This is a genomic window from Candidatus Brocadia sinica JPN1 (genome assembly GCF_000949635.1).
In the GTDB taxonomy this organism is placed as follows: Bacteria; Planctomycetota; Brocadiia; order Brocadiales; family Brocadiaceae; genus Brocadia; species Brocadia sinica.
Genome location: NZ_BAFN01000001.1, coordinates 1,519,973 through 1,536,733, shown reverse-complemented (window position 1 = coordinate 1,536,733; position 16,761 = coordinate 1,519,973). Strand labels below are relative to the sequence as shown.

Here is a 16,761-nt window from a genome sequence, read left to right as displayed (position 1 = left end):
CAGAATCTGTGTAATCTGCGAAATCTGTGGTTCCAAATGTTTTTCATTGGTCTGAGGCTTTGCCTCGATAGTATTTTAATTTCAATTCTCAGGGCCTCAGCTTCTCTGAGATTATTTTATTTACAGGAAAAAAGAATATTATTAGAAAAGGAGACATTTGTATATGGCGTTATCCAGGATTGCCAGGGAGGTAAAGACATCGGCAACGCTTGCCATCACCGCCAAGGCCAAACAACTAGCGGTAAAAGGCATCGATGTAGTTGGCTTTGGCGCAGGAGAACCTGACTTCGATACACCTGAAAATGTGAAAAATGCAGCCATCAAGGCAATTAAAGACGGCTACACGAAATACACCCCTACCGCAGGTGCACCGGTATTAAAGGAAGCCATTTGCGAAAAACTTTTCAAGGAAAATCACTTAAAATATAATCCCTCACAGATTATCGTATCTGCCGGGGCAAAACAAGCCATTCTGAATATTGTCCTCGTTTTATGTGACACCGGAGACGAAGCTATCATTCCAACTCCCTATTGGGTAAGTTATCCGGAAATGGTGGTCATGGCAGGTGCAACCCCCGTATTTCTGAAGACTACAGACAAGGAACATTTCAAGATTACCAAGGAATCCCTAGCCAGGGCAATCACACCAAGGTCAAAATTACTCTTTATGAACAGTCCCAGTAATCCAACGGGTATGGTTTATACCAAAGAGGAACTTCAGGAAATCGTAAGCTTTGCCGTAGAAAAAGGACTTTACGTCATCTCCGATGAAATTTACGAAAAGATATTATACGACGGCGCCAAACATTTCAGCCCGGCATCATTTCATGAGGAATGTTATAAAAAGGTCGTTACGATAAACGGTTTTTCAAAGGTATATTCCATGACGGGCTGGCGTTTAGGTTATGCCGCAGGTCCCGAAGAAATCATTAAGGCAGCAACCAATATACAGGACCATACAACTTCCGGAGCCAACTCTATTACCCAACTGGCAGGTGTAGAGGCGCTGAAAGGCAGTCAGGATTCTGTGGGAATGATGGTACGTGAATTTGATAGACGAAGAAAATATACCGTTGAGCGGCTCAATGCCATAAAAGGGGTGTCGTGTTTACTTCCGCAAGGGGCCTTTTATGCCTTCCCCAATGTGTCTGATTTGTACAAAAAGAAGATTGGCGGACAGTCCGTCACAAACTCTTTTGATTTAGTAAACCTGTTACTCGAAAAGGCACATGTTGCCTTTGTCCCCGGCGCCCCCTTTGGGTCTGATGAATACATCAGGATTTCCTATGCAACCTCCATGGGAAATATTGAAAAAGGGATAGACCGGTTTGAGAAATTTTTGGGCAGCTAGCAGATCGTTTCAGAATCTGTAATTTTTACCTAAATTCTGCCGATTTGTGCCTGACATCAACAATCCAGTGTTAGAAAATGCCGACAATTATTGAATAAGGATACATGTTAAAGGGACGAAAGATGAAAACCCAATCTGAGATATCAAAAGAGTACTGCATCCAAAAGTACAGAGAATACAAGGAAACTCATCATAGAATCCCTACTGTAAAAGAGTATCTCGAATTCGCTGGCTTTAATTATAGAAAGCTGATAAGGGTTTACGGCGACGACGCATACTCCAAATTACAGATCGAATGTGGCAACAGCACAAATAAACTGAATTTGGAGAGAACGCCTTTGGAAAAAATCATGCAGCAGTAGGGGCTTTAGCAATGGAGTTGGGGAAATTGCCTTCGTCCTCCCATTGGATACACCATGGACTAAAGCCATCTATCTCAGGATTAGAAAAGCCCCCTCACTTTATCAAATGGTCAGAATTCCCATTGAAGTTTAAGACTTGGGCAGAACAAGAAGGTATGGACCGCTATAAGAAAGTATTGGAATATATCAATTGTTTAACCGATCAATCGAAATCAAAAATGGATAAGAACGATCGCGAATTCCAAAAGATAATAGATGATATTAGAATGTGGTCGCCCGCCCGACGAAGGAATAGTGAGGGAGAATACAAAATAGAACTACGAAAACATTTAGAAAAAGTAGGGTATGAACTCAACGAGGAATTTGGAGAAAGCAATTTCGATTTATTGGTAAACAAAAAATATGCAGTGGAGATCAAGAAAGATCCTCAGCAAAGTGATTATGGCAGACTCTTTGGACAACTGGCACGACACCTTCAGCATCAAATCAATGTTATTGCCTTAATTATGGATGCTCCGAGCGAGGACAAGCTAAGCAATTTCAGATTATTGGTTGACGTATATTTTGAACAAAGATAACAAGTCCGTCGAGGTCATTAAGAAATAGGGCCGTTTAAGAACTAAATCCAGCCGACTCTTACACTCGCTGCTGATTTTTGGCGTTACACCCAGTGAAACACAAAGGAAGAAAACCAATGGCAACAGTCAAAAAAAAAGAATGACTGAAGCAATTCAATCACAACCTGACGATGCATCCTACGAGGAATTGGAACATCGTATTCGCACATGGCAGAAATAAAATGGCGGAATTACATTGGTATGAAGCACATGGAATTGGCAAAAAAGAAATTAAAAGAAAGAGGTATTTATAAAATGAATATTAATAAAACTAAATTTGTAGTTTGCATTAACAACGAAGGCTATCAAGCTTCCTTGGAATTGCATAAATTATATCAAGTTATCCCAGACAAAGCGGTAGAGGATGATGGAGATATAAGAATTATTGATGAAAGTGGAGAAGATTATATTTATCCTGCTTTTTATTTCAAAAAAGTATCATTAACGAAAGATGTCAAGTTGTTGTTATTGAAAGTATCGTGATAATTGACTTCTAACAAGTCGCTCCTCCCGACTATTATTCCGCTGGCTCTCCATAGCGACAGGTGAGCTTTGATGTTATAAGTATTTTCTGTATCTGGAGAGGAAACCATGATAAAAGAGCACGATCGAATTGTTTTGTTGAAAGATCTACCGGAGGATGGTTTACAGGCTGGCGATGTCGGTACGGTTGTTCATATTCATCGTCAAGGTGAAGCATTTGAAGTCGAATTTATGACACTTGACGGCAGAACGGTTGCTGTTGTAACTTTGCTTTCATCTCAAATACGAACAGTTAGTAAAAGGGACATCACACATGTTAGAGAACTTACTGTCTCTTGATTAAAAAGATATCGCTTTATTTTAATCTTTCATTTAAAAAGAAAAAGGCTTAATCCAAAAAAACGGATTAAGCCTTTTTGTTGATTTTCTAAAAACCCACTCTTTTGAAAAATTATTCAACGAGGCAGTTTTCACCCTCATGGTTACATGCAGACTTGTCTACGTCTCCTGGCTTCCTCTTCCATCCCAAGAGCAGATCCGTATATTCGCCATGTTTCCAGAAGTCATATGCCTTATGTTGGATACCTACCTGATCCTCCAGCGCCTTGAGTCTCCTCAGTCTGCTGGCCTCAGCCTTAATCTGAACAAGCCAACGGTCCTGTAAGAAGGCGCCTTTCCCGTAGGTAGCGCCGTACATAGCCCCGTGAGCCATGGCCTTATATACGGCATTGGTTATATAGACCAGCATTTCAAAGGCAGTACGTTCTACATCAGAAACGTTGTACATCCTGCCCTCACCACCGAGCAGACTGAAGGTATAATGTCCTGCATAGTCCGGAGCCAGATCACTCGGCATAGGATCCAGCATGCCATCGTTGTAAAGATCGACCACGATCTTCATGGCCTCACGCCACTTGGTAAAACTTACTTTCACAGCTTCATCCATAGCCTCGAACTGGTCAGATGCAAATCTGGGTGAATGGCAACCCTTGCAGGTATTAATCCAATTTTGCCGAGCTTCCTTAAATTTGGGTGCTCCCCGGTCTACAAGCGATGTACCCATATGGCTGTTTATGGTAGAGGCTTTTTGAGCATTATGTTCACCATCCTTCATATGGCAATATGCACAGGTTGGAGTTTTATAATTAGCTGGTTTCATGGGTTTTGTCCAGTCCCATGTATGTTGCTCGGTCTCATAGATCATCCCATGGTACGACTCCTTATACATTTCGTATTCATAATGATCGAGGCCTGTATGGCAGATACCACAGTTATTGGGTTTTCGGGCTTCTGCCACGGAAAAATCGTGTCTTGTATGACATCCATCACACCGATTCTCAGCTATACCATGGCATGTGGCGCATGCCGTCACCTCTGCAGCCGGCTTTGCTATCTGCCACGGGGTTTCCACTACACTCACATGGAATGCATGCGTGTGTGAACCGATCTTGCCAGCACGGTGACCATTTTTTTGTTCCGGATGACACTCACCACAATGCTTCCAGGAAGGCATATACAGCTGCTGGTGATTATTTCCATGGCACTTGTCACACCCAACAACACCCTTTTCGGTGGATGCATGTTTACTCTTTTTCCATTGCGCAACGATACCTGGTGTCTGTACTGTGTGACACATAATACATTCTTCGTGTTTAAACTCTCCGGAGACATTCATATTTGGCGTGTAGTAATGATCAGGATCATACCATCGGATAATGGGTAAAAACCCAAACAGCTTCCCAAACTTACCTTCGCCAGGTAACGTTTCTTCCGGACCTGTGTAGGTTGCCGTTAAACCTCCGTGGTACAAGTCACCAGAGTTGTCTGAACCAATCTTTTCACCTGTTATCTCTGAAATAATTTGTTGAATTGTCCTCTTATCCTTTGGATGAGACGCAGTCACCTCTTTCTTTGCGGGACCAGGAGCGGGGATCTCTGTCCTCACCTCTTCTTTCGGCTTCGCAGAAATTTCCTTTTCTTCTCCCTGTTTGATGGTAACGACTTCTGCTTTTTTCACAGCCGCCTGTTCGCAACCAAACTGGATACAGCCAAACAGGGTGAGTATACTCATAGAGATAATAAATTTTATCCCCTTGCTCATATCCTTCTCTCCTTTTTATTCAATAATGTTTTGTTAAAACGATTATGCCAAAAATTTATCTCAATAGTCATACAGTTCTTGTTATTTTTTTGCTATTTCTACCTTCCAAACTTCCGGCCCTTGTTCAACATATTTCCAGTCCAATTGCCCGCTCCGTTCTGCCTCCAATTGATATTTCAAAGGTTTCGGGTCGTGGTCGTTTATTAAGACCATAATCTCTCCCTTTTTCAGACTATCAAAGGTATTAAATATCTTTGGGTGTCTTTCACGGGGCACAATATTTCTCACATCTAATATGACAGGCTGTGTTTTACTCATGATCATTCCTTGTTAAATTAATTCATTGTTCATTACCCGAGACTAATGGCTAAAACAACCATTCTTTCCACACACTTCATTCCTCTGGAAGCTCCTTCAGGGGCGACAAAGATCATATTTTTTTTCATGTCAATCTTCTGATCGTTTAGTGTAAATATTCCCTTACCTTCTATTACATAAAAGATACCAATACTGTGTCCCCCATGCGGTGGTATTTCTTGGCCAGGTTCCATACAAATCAACGGTATTTTTACCTTTGGCGAAGCATAAAGAATGTTTGGAATAAAGTGATCTTTATTAAACTGTATCTTTTTCTCTATATCGATTGGTTCCAAATGTTTTTATAGCCTCCTCAAATTTTCTTGATACTGAATCTTGTTGCGTAATGACAATTATGAAGTTTCCCACTTCACAAGAACAATGTTAAATCAATCTTTGACATTCTATTCATGAAGTCTTGCCAGCCTCTTGTTTTGCAGCTTCGTTCAACTCTTTAACGAATTTATCAACATCGGTATTATGCATCATGCATGCAAGATTTATATCCTCCGTACCAAAGGAAGGACAATCGAAACATCCTTTTCCAAAATACTTTGTAAAAACCGCCTTTGTTGCAGGATATTTCTTCGTCACTTCTCCCGTACTCATTTTCTTCGTGATAAGAACCTCACTGCCCATAATTTCCCTCCCATAAAAAAGATGAAAGAACGCTGAAATAAGAAAAATTATTTAATGATTGTATTTAAGTAAAGTGATTCAGGAAACGAATCATTAGCTTACTCCTGCAAGGGTTGTCTCCAGATCAACTAATTCAACCGGTGCAATATCTTCTATTTTTACGGGCAGCCGCACATTTTTGGGAAGTGGATCAATATATTTTTTCCTGTATGCCTTGCTCTGCATACGACAAGTGGGATATCTCTTGCTGAAATCCGGATGCGTTACCATCTTTTTCCATATATCCTGGATGGACATTTCACGCACATTCCCAAAGTTGATCGGGTTAAAATCACAAGGGTTGATGTCACCGTATGCAGTCATATAGAATTGTGATTGGGCTCCATAACAACCCACGCCCCTTGGTGAATTAATAATAGACATACAATTTATTCCCATAAGATGGTCCATCTCATGATATCTCTTCGTAAGGGCAATCAATTGTTTCCGGTCTTCTGCAGTTAGTATTTTTGACGTGTCTTTTAAGAATCGGCCGGACGGTATGCAATCAAAAATTGTGACTTCTGAAAATCCCTGTTCTTGAGCAATCTTTAAGAGCTTTTCCACCTTTCCTGTCTTGATACTCTCGCTCGTTGCATACGTGGAAATCCCGGTCAAGATACCAGCCTTTCGGCAACGCTCGGCTCCTTCAAACGCCTTTTGATAACATCCTGGTACAGCCCTGAACTCATTATGCAATTCAGGTTCACTACTATCTATAGAGATGTTTAAGGAAAACAAACCTGCCTTAGCGAGTTTTTGAACATTTTCTTCTGTCAGGAGCAATCCGTTGGTAAATATCATCGGGATAGCCCTAGTTTTATCAACATAGTTAATGAGATCATAGAGTTCTTCCCGAAGCAGCGGCTCTCCACCCACGTAGATAATCAGACTTGCACCAAGATCTAATGCCCCATCCACTACGGTTTTTATTTCCTCCACGGTGAGTTCTTTTTTGGTAGGATCTATAAATGGGTCTGCACTACAATGGATACATTGACACTGGCATTTGTGCGTTATCGCCAGATTCGCTGTGACGGGAAATGCCATCTTATACAACATCATTCTCAACTTTCTCTCGAGAAACCGCATACCCGCCTGGCTGGGAAAAGGCGGATTGTAAAGGTTGTACACCTGCATACCGTTAACCCGGGCAATTACCTTCAGGGAATTAATCTTTTCAAAAAACTGGTCCACATAGGGTTGCAACATCTTGCCAAGCACCCCCCCTGCCTTCCCTACAACCTTACCTTGAACAATTTCGGCATCAATATGTAAAAAATCAAATGATGTCATATTTTATCCTCCATACCCACTATTGTAAGCGAGTTTAAGATTTTTCTCTATCTCGCACAAAATATCATTTGCGACCTCAATAGCCTTTAAGCCTTCCTCGCCGGAAACAACAGGCTCTTTATGCTCCACAATGCAATTCACAAAAGATTCAAGTTCCTTCTTCAGTGGTTCATAATCATCCATCTTTATATGTTCTACCTTTAAGAGATCACCAAATACATAACTTTTCAAATCAGCAATAGTCGAAACATCCATTTCGGAAATGTTCAACGCCTTCAATGTTAATTCTGGCGATTTTTTATATATTAATGCATCCTTTTTCTGATAATCAATAGAAATATATGAATCCTGCGAAAATAACCTCATCTTACGCATGGATGCAAGCGATACCCGGCTTGCGGTTACATTTGCCACACATCCGTTCTGAAATTGAATGCGGACATTAGCAATATCCTCTTTATCCGAAATAACATTCACTCCCACGGCATCGAATTTCTTTACCTTCGAACCTGTTATGTGCAGGATAATATCAAGATCATGTATCATCAAATCCAGCACAACACCAATGTCAGCAGAACGAAAGGTAAACGGACTTAGCCGATGACACTCTATAAACCTTGGATTAATTGAAAGTTTTTTAATTGCGGCTATTGCAGGATTGAATCGTTCTATATATCCCACTTGAAGCACCAATCTATTTGCCTTGCTAATACCTATTAATTCTCTTGCCTCTAATACCGTCCCCGTCATAGGTTTTTCGATCATAACATGAACTCCGTGTTTCAGGAATTCTTTTGCTATGATGTAATGCGACTTTGTGGGTACCGCAATGCTTACTGCTGCAACTTTATCGATTATTTCCCTATGATTTGTGAAACATTGTGTGTTGTACTGCTGGGCTATTTTTTCTGCCTGTTTCCGCTGTATATCGACTACTCCAATCAGCTCTACTCCAGGCAACTCTGCATAGACCCTTGCATGTTCCTTTCCAAGATGGCCAACACCGACTACTGCAACCTTTAATCTGGACATATTTACGTTGTCGCTACCATCGAATATCGAAAAGATTCCCGATACCTTCCGAACTTACCCTTGTCCATATTTCTCAAAAATGCGATAAGATACTTAACTTCAGGAGAAATGTCTTTTTTACTTTCCAATTCTTCCAGGGCCTTGCTTTTATTCAATTCGCGAGAGCGAAATAACGTCATAAATGCTTCTTTGATTTCACCAATCTGTTCTTTTGAAAAGCCATCTCTCTCCAATCCAATAACATTTACCTGACGTATCTTTGCCGGATGACCTTCAATAATTACATACGGAGGAACATCTTGAACAATCCGAGTATGACCTCCCACATATGCATGCCTCCCGATGGTCACAAACGGTTGTATACCAACAAGCCCCATGAGCTTGGCACCTCTTTCTATCACAACATGGCCGCCCAGTAACACTCCATTCGCCAAAAGGACGTTATCCTCTATTATGCAGTCGTGGGCAATGTGTGCACATGCCATGAAAAAATTGTTATCACCTATAACTGTTTTTTCTCCGCCACCCGCTGTACCTATATTAATGGTTACGCCTTCCCGCACCACGTTGTGATCCCCCAGCACAAGCAAAGTACGCTCACCATGATATTTAAGGTCCTGCGGTTCTGCACCCAAAACGGCATTGGGATAGATGACATTATTTCTTCCCAAGATAGTATTTCCAACCACAGTAACGTGATTTTTTATAACTGTCCCATCCCCGACTGTAACGTCCGCACCTATTATAGAAAAAGGCCCTACTTCGACTTCTTTGCCCAAAACTGCGTTGGGGTGCACGATTGCCGACTTATGAATTTTCATCTCGCTTTCCCCTTGTATGTTTCCCATGTTTTCTCGATATTATCATCATTCACTGTTCAGCCGAATTATGCTGCTCCTACAATCTTCTCTGCTAGCTGAACGTTCAGCGAATGGCCAGACCTGTTTGCAACAATTCGCCCTTGAATGAATACATTGGCCAGATAAAGGTCTCCTATGAGGTCTAAAATTTTGTGCCTTACAAATTCATTAGGAAATCTCAATTCGGCGGGCTTCATAGAAATCGGCTTTGTCAACTTTCCGTCTTCATGCACAATAATGCTATTGTCATCCGTAACCCCTTTTCCTAAGCCAAGTTTTTTGAACTCTTCAACATAGGTACTTAAACCAAATGTCCTTGCTGGTGCAATCTCTTTGCAGAAATTTTCTTCCGTAAACTCGATATCATACGTTTGTTGCCTTATAAAAGAGCCGTTAAAATCCAGCGTGTATGATAATAGTAAGCCTTTTTCACAAGGCATTGCCATAACACTTGCGCTTCCGCTACTCACGACAATCGGAGATTTTACAGTAAAAGTCTTCTTTTTACCACCCAGTTCAGCAATACCTGCCTTTTTGAGAATTTCCACAAATAGTTTGGCGCTTCCATCCCCTGCCGGAATTTCCTGGCCGTTTATCTCGATTTCGATGTTATCGATCCCTAACCCTGCCAAGGCTGCCATTAAATGTTCTACGCTCTCAACCTCCGCTTCTTTATTTTTTAAAAATATGCGTTTATAATTGCTAGATAAGGCATGTACGTGTGCTGGCACCAGCGGTCGATTAGGCAAATCTACACGAACAAAATGAATGCCCGAGTTTAACGGTGCTGGTTTAAAGCGGAGTTTTGTAGCTCCCCCACGAAACATCCCCACACCTGCGCACTCGACCTCTCGCTGAATTGTCTTTTGTGTACTGCCCACAAACTACTTTCCCTTGCTCGCTGCTGAATATTTCTTGTTCAAGTTATCAATTACCTGGGTGGTAATATCGACCTCAGTGGAATGGTATAAGACTGTTTTTATTCCTACCTTAAACTGCAATTCACTGATCCCTCCGCTCTGCAGTTCCGGCTCTTCCTTTTTAATAATGAGATCATATTGTTCGCGCTTGCCAATATCTTCCACTTCCTTACAAACTTCCGTATAGAGGCTTTCAAAATAATCCTTGTACTTTTTCATGAGACTCTTTTCTGCAAACTTTGCGTATGACTCCAATTCCATATTCTTTTTTTCAAAGGTCTCTTCATCTTTTTTCTGGCATCACTTCCCAAATCCAGCAATTGTATTTTCTCGCTCAAACTCACAAGCTCTTTCTTTTTGTCATTAACAATTTTCTGGTACTGCTTTTCCTGCTCTTTGAGCTGGGCGTCAAACATCTTCCTTTTTTCATACTTCTCAAATACCGTATTCAAATCAACGACTCCCACTTTCAAACTTTTTGAAGAAGAACTGGCTACGCCAGGTTCTTTTGCTTGTATACTATTCAATGAGAACAGGTACAAACATGCAAGACTTGCTATGGCAAAAAGAATCATTGTTTTTTTGCCAATCTTCTTTACCGGTTTTTCTAATTCCATAATTAAAAGCTACTGCCTCCTCCAAAATTAAATGAAAACGACTGGGTTTCATCCCCATCCTCTTTCATGACAGGAATACCGTAATCAAGTGAAATAGTAGAACGACCAAGAAAAGGAATACTCAATCTTAGTCCAAGACCTGTGGATAACCTGAAGTGATCAAAACTGATATCACTGACTGACTTATCAGCCTTTCCACTATCAACAAAAACTGCCGCCCGAATAATATCTCTATATATAGGCACCAGATATTCGGCATTCAACAAAAGCAATACATTCCCACCAATCTGATCATCGGTTTTTTCATCGATTGGAGAAACACCCCTATACTCAAATCCCCTGATAGAACCGTAACCACCGGCAAAAAATCTTTCAAATATAGGGACTTCTGACCCGGAAGTCGATTCTACAACCCCAAAAGAGCCACCATAGGCAACAACGTGTTTTCCCCATTTGGGAATTTCAAAGAGCGTATTGTATTTTGTTGTCTGAAATTTATATTTAACGATATCCACATCCAACCCGGCGACTTCAACTGAAGATTCCCCATCATACCCTCTCGCAGGCATAAATATATTATCGATTCTGATTATATTTGCAGATAAAGTAACGCCGGCTTTCAAATGACTCCCTTCAACGTCCAATACGTCCTGAGGAGTGTCTTCTTTATCGTCCCTTCTATTAATATCTATAATATCAAATTCCGGACTCAATCTCACAAAAAAATCTCTTTGAATTTCTCTTCCTCCAGAAACCCTCGATCCTATAATCTGCTGCTGATATTCACGATACCATCTGAGATAGTCAAATAAACTTATTCCTGCGCTATAAGGAGAGTCGAATACGGAAGGATTGGTCAAAGACGCCATAATTTCTGTCCGGTAAAACCCCGGACTAAACCGCAAAGTCAATATTTCGCCAGCACCTCGAAAGGCGTTACCCTGTACGAAATCGTTCAGGCTTTTCGGCAAATCAGTAACATCAAAATTCCTGTCTGTATACGAAACATCGCCGAACGCCCCTACGTTTGCTCCATAACCTCCACCAAACCGCAACATTCCCGTCCTTCCTTCTTTCACCTCGACCAGAATATTTTGTTTATTTGGCTCAGAACCCTGTTCGAAATTAATCCCGGCCGGCATACCCGATTCCATGTCAAAATATCCTGTATTAGCCAAACGCCTCTGACTATCACGTATCTTCTCTGTATCTAACTTTTCACCGGGATAAAACGTCAACTGCCGCCGGATAACATTATCTCTCGTCTTATCATTTCCTGTTATTTTGATCTTTTCAATATAATGCCTATCTTTTTCATCTATCGTGAAAGAAACGTTTACCTTTGCGCCTTCCGAACTAAAGGTATGTTTCTCTTTCACAGCGGTTGTAATGTACCCTTGTTCCCCATAAGTTAAGCGGATCTGGTAGGTGTCTTTTTCAACGGCGTCCAAAAAGAAAGGCCCTCCCTCCTGCAATTTCAATTTTTGTTTTAATTCTTCTTCCGTAAACAGGGCTGCCCCATTTACCTGCAAGCTCTCCACATAGTACCTTTCACCTTCTTTTATATGAATAGTGATGTACATCTTGCTATCATCATCACTGTACGCTATTTCCCAGCCAACATCGACGTCTAACCATCCGTTATTCATATAAAATTCTTTCACCTTGTCAATATCGGATTGGAACTTCCTTTGATCAAACCGGCCAGGAAAGATAAAGGTTGGGAAATGCTTTTGCCTGGTTTCCATCTGCTTCAGGAGTTTTCTTCGTTTTAAACCTTTATTTCCCTTAAATGCTATCCTGGCAATGCGAACCTTGGTACCTTCGTCAATATTGAAAATCACCACCGTTTTCCCATTAACAACTTTAGTTTCCGCATGCACCTGCACTCTATAGAAACACTTCTTGATGTAAAGTTCTTTGATTTTATCTTCATCAAATTTCAGAAGATACTGTTTTAAATAGTCTCCCTGCTTTATCTCAATTTGCTTCTTCAGTTTCTTGGTCTTGATCCGCGTATTGCCCTGGAACTGTATTTCATCAATTACAGTCCGTTCAGTTATAAGAAATACCAGCTTTAACCCTGCGGGTATCTCTTCAAGCGACACTTCTATGTTGTCAAAGAACCCTAACGACCAAATCGCATCTACATCCTGGCTTACCATCTGCGGATCATAAGGATCACCCTCTTTTACCCGGATACTGCTTTTTATTGCGGCCGTGCTAATCCGGTGATTTCCTTTGATTTCAATCTTTTTAATAATCCGAGTCGTCTTTTCTTGCGTGACCGCCGAAAGAACTCCCGTATGCCAAAAACACAAGGTTATAACAAGCACTACGATTAAACTCGCAGCCTGCAATAAAACCTTGCGAAACTTCATTTGTTACCCATGGAGGCTAAATTTTCAAAACGCATGAAGTGCGAAAGAAATGCCAATTTTACCACACCTATAGGCCCGTTACGCTGCTTGGCAATAATGAGTTCTGCCGTACCATCCTTCTTTTCTGGATCGTAATAATCCTCCCTGTGCAAAAGGATAACAACATCCGCGTCCTGCTCAATTGACCCAGACTCGCGCAAGTCAGACATCCTTGGCCTATGGCCCTCCCGGGACTCCACGGATCTGTTTAACTGAGATACGACAATTACCGGTATCGACAATTCCCTGGCAAGTGATTTCAAACCGCGTGATATTATGGAAATTTCTTGTTGTCGATTTTCCGCGCGCGAGGATTCCATTAACTGTAAATAGTCCACTGCAACCAATTGGATATCAAACTGAGCTTTCAATCTCCGTGCCTTTGCACGTAACTCCAATACGGTAAGACCTGGCGTATCGTCGATAAAAATAGGCGACTCTGAAAGCGATCCCAGTCCATACGAGAGATCACTCCATTGCTTATCCTCTAAAAAACCCTTTCTCAATTTGTGCGCATCTATCCGTGCATGGGAACAAAGCATATTTTGTGCTACCTGCTGCGCTGACATTTCCAGGGAAAACAGTACGGCGGGTTTCTTGTCTACCACCCCCACGTGTTCGATTATATTCAGTGCAAGACTTGTCTTGCCCATGCTTGGCCTTGCTGCAACAATAATGAGCTCCGATGCCTGCAGGCCACACGTAAGATCATCCAGATCGTAGAAACCGGTCGATAATCCTGTTAATCTGTTTTGTCTGTCATGGAGATTTTCAATGCGGCTAAATGTTTCTTTGAGGATTTCGTTTAGTTTTGTGGATGCGGTATTGAACTTCTTCTGGGTGATATCAAAGATAGCCCTTTCTGAGTTATCAAGCAGGTTCCCGGTATCGCAGCCTTCATCAAAGGCCTGTTTTTGGATAGTTGCTGCAACTTCGATGAGATTCCTTTTGATGGCTTTTTCACGTACTATATTCGCGTAAAATTCTACATTCCCTATTGTGGGGACGGCCTCCTCTAGATCCATTAAATATTCTACACCACCAACCTTCTCCAACAATGAACGCTTTTTCAGTTCTTCTCTGAGAACGACAAGATCAACCGTTTGCCCCTTATCATAAACCTCCACTATTGTCTGATACAATTCCTGATGAGCCGTTTTATAAAAGCTCTTCTTATTCACTATTGGTATAACAAGGCTAATAATCTCATTATCCAGCAACATCGCACCCAGGACACTCATCTCGGCCTCAATGCTCTGCGGCAACGTGCGCTCAAGTATAGACTCAACAACCATCGTCACTTCCTTCAAGGGAAACTATGCCTATTCTGGCTGACCTACATCCTCTTTTACCACTGACACTTTACACTTCGTTTGCAATTCCGGATTCAAAGCAATTGTAACATTGAACACCCCACAGTCTTTTATTGGGCTATCTAGTTTTATCATTTCCTTGTCCACCGGGTATCCTTCTTTTGCTAATGCATCCGCAATCTGAGCAGCCGCAACAGAACCAAAGAGTCTGCCTTCTTCATTTGCCTTTGCTGAAATCGTACAAGAGGCAGCAGAAATTTTCTCCAATACCCCCTGCAGCCGTACTCTTTCTTCCTTTAACTGCAACTCCATCTTTATTTTTTCTTTTTCTATCTGTTTTAGGTTAGCAGGAGAAACCGTAGTCGCCAACCCTTTTGGCAACAAGTAATTCCTGGCATAGCCCTCCTTCACCTTTACAACATCGCCAATCATACCAAGCTTATCTACATTTTTTTTCAGCAACAATTCCATTATTATCCCCTCCTAAGTCACATATGGAAGCAACGCCATAAATCTCGCCCTTTTAATAGAAGTCTTCACCGAATGCTGATGATGGGCACAATTCCCGGAACGCTTTCTCGAAAAAAGTTTTCCCTGTGTTGTTGTAAGTTTTTGTAAATTTTGCGTATCTTTGTAATCTACCTCCTCGATTCCCATCCTGCAAAACCGGCATTTGCTTGTTTTATTAAATCTTTTTTTACTCATAATTCTCCATCCTATTTGAAAATTCTACAAAACAATTCTAAAATGGTATTTCTTCATTATTAATATCAAGATTAATATCTTCAGGTGCTCCCTCCGGTGACTTGCCTTCTTTCGATAAGGCACCCATCCCTTCCTCGGGACGCTTGGCCACTCCTCCGATGAATTGGAAATTATCCGCAACGACACGAAGCGTACTCCGCTTTTGCCCGTCTTTGGTTTCCCATTGATTAAACTGCAAGCGCCCCTCAATGAAAATCGGATTTCCCTTACTGAAATACTCACCAACAACCTCCGCCCTGCGCCCGAAGATATTGATATCGACATAACATACTTCTTCCTTTTGTTCTCCAGTTTTAGCAGTCCACGCCCTGTTAATCGCAATTCCGAAACTTGCAACCGCCAATCCCGCAGGGGTATATCTCAGTTCCGGGTCCCGAGTGAGATTTCCCATGAGAAAGACTTTGTTAAGGCTTGCCATACTTTGCTCCTTTTGAAAAAACTTTTTATCTACCCCTTTATAAGATGCATTTATAAACCGTCATTCAGACGTTATGAACCCATAAGTACGGCCTGCGTCTTTAAAATTCTATCCTTTATCTGCAATATTTACAGACACATCATTCTTTTCCGATACATCAGCACCTGCACTTTCAGGCATTTTGCTGGCATCCTTTTCCGCTGTTACTACTGTTTCGATTACACCTATTTGAGACAACTCTTCAATCTTATCATCTTTTACAATAAGGGAACGAACAATATAATCAGAAAGCTGAAAATCTCTTTTGATCAGTGCTATAGCTGTATTTTTTGCATTAAAATGGATCAGCAGGTATGTTCCACGCTTATGCCCACTGACCTTGTATGCCAACTTTTTTTCACCCCATTTTTCAGTTTTCAGGATCTCCGCACCGTTCTTTTGCAGAATATCATGGATATGTTTGACTACAGTATCCCATTCCATATTGGCATGTGCATTATCGATTAAAAACAATCCTTCATACATCCTCAAATTCTTATCCTCCTACTTTTAATATTTTACGAAAACTCAAAAATTCTTTCTACCTCTACAGAGAAACAACAAAAGGCCCGTTTTAATTAAATTTGTTCATACACGCCTCGATCCCTTCAAAAATCCAAGATTTCAGGGCAAGACAAGCCTTTTCGGTGATTTCCAACGCTATTACTTCCTCTTTCCATGAAAACACGGAAAGCACATAGTTGCCTGGATCTCCCACGGCAGGGCGTCCTATCCCAACCTTCAATCGGGAAAAACCTGTGGTTCCCAAACCAGCAGCGATGGATTCCAAACCCCGATGCCCTCCGCAACCACCGTTGCGCCTGATGCGTATTTTTCCCAAAGGTAAATCTAAATCATCACATACAACCATGAGGTTTTGTAATGCACATTTATACATATCCACTGCTTCCCTCACAGCACTCCCGCTCAGGTTCATAAATGTTTGCGGCTTTAAAAGTACAACCTCTTCCTGTTCCACAGTCTTCTTACAAAAGAAAGACTGAAATTTTTTCTGATTACACACCATTTCAAGCTGCTGCGCTAGTCGGTCAATTATCATAAAGCCAAAATTATGCCTCGTCTTTAAATACTTTTCTCCAGGATTGCCCAGTCCAACAATAATTTTCATTCA

Annotated in this window: 20 protein-coding genes and 1 pseudogene; 5 read left to right on the top strand and 16 right to left on the bottom strand. The window is 41.3% G+C overall.

What is annotated here, in order from left to right:
* The first annotated feature begins 163 nt into the window (after nt 1-163).
* The 5 genes from BROSI_RS06960 to BROSI_RS06940 all read left to right on the top strand — a co-directional run bounded on the left by BROSI_RS06960 (nt 164) and on the right by BROSI_RS06940 (nt 3,152).
* Nucleotides 164-1,351 carry a pyridoxal phosphate-dependent aminotransferase gene (locus tag BROSI_RS06960; protein ID WP_052563025.1) on the top strand — a complete coding sequence of 396 codons (1,188 nt, stop codon included), beginning with the start codon at nt 164-166 and terminating at the stop codon, nt 1,349-1,351.
* A 122-nt stretch (nt 1,352-1,473) separates the two neighbouring features.
* Entirely contained in the window at nt 1,474-1,713 is a 240-nt protein-coding gene (locus BROSI_RS06955; RefSeq protein ID WP_052563024.1) for a hypothetical protein, read from the top strand.
* Nucleotides 1,714-1,724: 11 nt separating this feature from the next.
* Nucleotides 1,725-2,291, top strand: coding sequence for a hypothetical protein (locus BROSI_RS06950; protein ID WP_052563023.1), 567 nt, complete (start codon nt 1,725-1,727; stop codon nt 2,289-2,291).
* A gap of 207 nt (nt 2,292-2,498) precedes the next feature.
* Entirely contained in the window at nt 2,499-2,813 is a 315-nt protein-coding gene (locus BROSI_RS06945) for a hypothetical protein (RefSeq protein WP_200891712.1), read from the top strand.
* A 108-nt stretch (nt 2,814-2,921) separates the two neighbouring features.
* Nucleotides 2,922-3,152: a DUF4926 domain-containing protein gene (locus BROSI_RS06940; RefSeq protein ID WP_052563022.1), complete on the top strand. Its 231-nt coding sequence runs from the start codon at nt 2,922-2,924 to the stop codon at nt 3,150-3,152.
* 112 nt (nt 3,153-3,264) lie between these two features.
* On the opposite strand, the gene BROSI_RS06935 is transcribed toward BROSI_RS06940, so the two are convergent.
* From BROSI_RS06935 to pth, 16 genes and pseudogenes are all read right to left on the bottom strand, one after another.
* Complete coding sequence (locus BROSI_RS06935; RefSeq protein ID WP_052563021.1) at nt 3,265-4,914, bottom strand: multiheme c-type cytochrome; 1,650 nt, start codon at nt 4,912-4,914, stop codon at nt 3,265-3,267.
* Between the two features lie 81 nt (nt 4,915-4,995).
* Nucleotides 4,996-5,232 (bottom strand): DUF2249 domain-containing protein, encoded by a 237-nt coding sequence (locus BROSI_RS06930; protein ID WP_052563020.1) that lies wholly within the window; start codon nt 5,230-5,232, stop codon nt 4,996-4,998.
* A 32-nt stretch (nt 5,233-5,264) separates the two neighbouring features.
* A complete protein-coding gene (locus tag BROSI_RS06925; protein ID WP_052563019.1) occupies nt 5,265-5,567 on the bottom strand; it encodes a cupin domain-containing protein in 303 nt (100 codons plus the stop codon).
* A 112-nt stretch (nt 5,568-5,679) separates the two neighbouring features.
* A complete protein-coding gene (locus BROSI_RS06920) occupies nt 5,680-5,910 on the bottom strand; it encodes a DUF1858 domain-containing protein (RefSeq protein ID WP_052563018.1) in 231 nt (76 codons plus the stop codon).
* A gap of 93 nt (nt 5,911-6,003) precedes the next feature.
* The gene (locus BROSI_RS06915) at nt 6,004-7,245 is read right to left on the bottom strand and encodes a radical SAM/SPASM domain-containing protein (RefSeq protein WP_052563017.1); all 1,242 of its coding nucleotides are present in this window, start codon (nt 7,243-7,245) and stop codon (nt 6,004-6,006) included.
* Between the two features lie 3 nt (nt 7,246-7,248).
* Entirely contained in the window at nt 7,249-8,277 is a 1,029-nt protein-coding gene (locus tag BROSI_RS06910; protein ID WP_052563016.1) for a Gfo/Idh/MocA family protein, read from the bottom strand.
* 2 nt (nt 8,278-8,279) lie between these two features.
* Complete coding sequence (gene lpxA / locus BROSI_RS06905; protein ID WP_082059088.1) at nt 8,280-9,098, bottom strand: acyl-ACP--UDP-N-acetylglucosamine O-acyltransferase; 819 nt, start codon at nt 9,096-9,098, stop codon at nt 8,280-8,282.
* A gap of 65 nt (nt 9,099-9,163) precedes the next feature.
* Complete coding sequence (gene lpxC / locus BROSI_RS06900; protein WP_052563015.1) at nt 9,164-10,018, bottom strand: UDP-3-O-acyl-N-acetylglucosamine deacetylase; 855 nt, start codon at nt 10,016-10,018, stop codon at nt 9,164-9,166.
* 3 nt (nt 10,019-10,021) lie between these two features.
* A pseudogene (locus BROSI_RS06895) lies at nt 10,022-10,473 on the bottom strand (OmpH/Skp family outer membrane protein).
* 203 nt (nt 10,474-10,676) lie between these two features.
* The gene (gene bamA, locus BROSI_RS06885; protein ID WP_052563012.1) at nt 10,677-13,055 is read right to left on the bottom strand and encodes an outer membrane protein assembly factor BamA; all 2,379 of its coding nucleotides are present in this window, start codon (nt 13,053-13,055) and stop codon (nt 10,677-10,679) included.
* Nucleotides 13,052-14,389: a replicative DNA helicase gene (gene dnaB, locus BROSI_RS06880; RefSeq protein ID WP_052563011.1), complete on the bottom strand. Its 1,338-nt coding sequence runs from the start codon at nt 14,387-14,389 to the stop codon at nt 13,052-13,054. The genes bamA and dnaB overlap by 4 nt, the downstream gene beginning before the upstream one ends.
* A 27-nt stretch (nt 14,390-14,416) precedes the next feature.
* Entirely contained in the window at nt 14,417-14,878 is a 462-nt protein-coding gene (gene rplI / locus BROSI_RS06875) for a 50S ribosomal protein L9 (protein WP_082059086.1), read from the bottom strand.
* 12 nt (nt 14,879-14,890) lie between these two features.
* Nucleotides 14,891-15,112 carry a 30S ribosomal protein S18 gene (gene rpsR / locus BROSI_RS06870; protein WP_052563010.1) on the bottom strand — a complete coding sequence of 74 codons (222 nt, stop codon included), beginning with the start codon at nt 15,110-15,112 and terminating at the stop codon, nt 14,891-14,893.
* 37 nt (nt 15,113-15,149) lie between these two features.
* On the bottom strand, nt 15,150-15,590 hold the full coding sequence (locus BROSI_RS06865) for a single-stranded DNA-binding protein (RefSeq protein ID WP_052563009.1): 441 nt from the start codon (nt 15,588-15,590) through the stop codon (nt 15,150-15,152).
* Nucleotides 15,591-15,698: 108 nt separating this feature from the next.
* Nucleotides 15,699-16,115, bottom strand: coding sequence for a 30S ribosomal protein S6 (rpsF, locus tag BROSI_RS06860; protein ID WP_052563008.1), 417 nt, complete (start codon nt 16,113-16,115; stop codon nt 15,699-15,701).
* Between the two features lie 88 nt (nt 16,116-16,203).
* Nucleotides 16,204-16,758 carry an aminoacyl-tRNA hydrolase gene (gene pth / locus BROSI_RS06855; protein ID WP_052563007.1) on the bottom strand — a complete coding sequence of 185 codons (555 nt, stop codon included), beginning with the start codon at nt 16,756-16,758 and terminating at the stop codon, nt 16,204-16,206.
* Between the last annotated feature and the right edge of the window lie 3 nt (nt 16,759-16,761).

Bases quoted from the DNA above. Each gene is read 5' to 3' on its own strand.
- BROSI_RS06910 (WP_052563016.1), bottom strand. From the start codon at position 8,277: ATGTCCAGATTAAAGGTTGCAGTAGTCGGTGTTGGCCATCTTGGAAAG.
- rpsF (WP_052563008.1), bottom strand. From the start codon at position 16,115: ATGTATGAAGGATTGTTTTTAATCGATAATGCACATGCCAATATGGAA.
- BROSI_RS06955 (WP_052563024.1), top strand. From the start codon at position 1,474: ATGAAAACCCAATCTGAGATATCAAAAGAGTACTGCATCCAAAAGTAC.
- pth (WP_052563007.1), bottom strand. From the start codon at position 16,758: ATGAAAATTATTGTTGGACTGGGCAATCCTGGAGAAAAGTATTTAAAG.
- BROSI_RS06935 (WP_052563021.1), bottom strand. From the start codon at position 4,914: ATGAGCAAGGGGATAAAATTTATTATCTCTATGAGTATACTCACCCTG.
- BROSI_RS06865 (WP_052563009.1), bottom strand. From the start codon at position 15,590: ATGGCAAGCCTTAACAAAGTCTTTCTCATGGGAAATCTCACTCGGGAC.
- BROSI_RS06940 (WP_052563022.1), top strand. From the start codon at position 2,922: ATGATAAAAGAGCACGATCGAATTGTTTTGTTGAAAGATCTACCGGAG.
- BROSI_RS06915 (WP_052563017.1), bottom strand. From the start codon at position 7,245: ATGACATCATTTGATTTTTTACATATTGATGCCGAAATTGTTCAAGGT.
- BROSI_RS06950 (WP_052563023.1), top strand. From the start codon at position 1,725: ATGGAGTTGGGGAAATTGCCTTCGTCCTCCCATTGGATACACCATGGA.
- BROSI_RS06945 (WP_200891712.1), top strand. From the start codon at position 2,499: ATGGCAGAAATAAAATGGCGGAATTACATTGGTATGAAGCACATGGAA.
- lpxA (WP_082059088.1), bottom strand. From the start codon at position 9,098: ATGAAAATTCATAAGTCGGCAATCGTGCACCCCAACGCAGTTTTGGGC.
- BROSI_RS06920 (WP_052563018.1), bottom strand. From the start codon at position 5,910: ATGGGCAGTGAGGTTCTTATCACGAAGAAAATGAGTACGGGAGAAGTG.
- rpsR (WP_052563010.1), bottom strand. From the start codon at position 15,112: ATGAGTAAAAAAAGATTTAATAAAACAAGCAAATGCCGGTTTTGCAGG.
- BROSI_RS06960 (WP_052563025.1), top strand. From the start codon at position 164: ATGGCGTTATCCAGGATTGCCAGGGAGGTAAAGACATCGGCAACGCTT.
- dnaB (WP_052563011.1), bottom strand. From the start codon at position 14,389: ATGGTTGTTGAGTCTATACTTGAGCGCACGTTGCCGCAGAGCATTGAG.
- rplI (WP_082059086.1), bottom strand. From the start codon at position 14,878: ATGGAATTGTTGCTGAAAAAAAATGTAGATAAGCTTGGTATGATTGGC.
- BROSI_RS06930 (WP_052563020.1), bottom strand. From the start codon at position 5,232: ATGAGTAAAACACAGCCTGTCATATTAGATGTGAGAAATATTGTGCCC.
- bamA (WP_052563012.1), bottom strand. From the start codon at position 13,055: ATGAAGTTTCGCAAGGTTTTATTGCAGGCTGCGAGTTTAATCGTAGTG.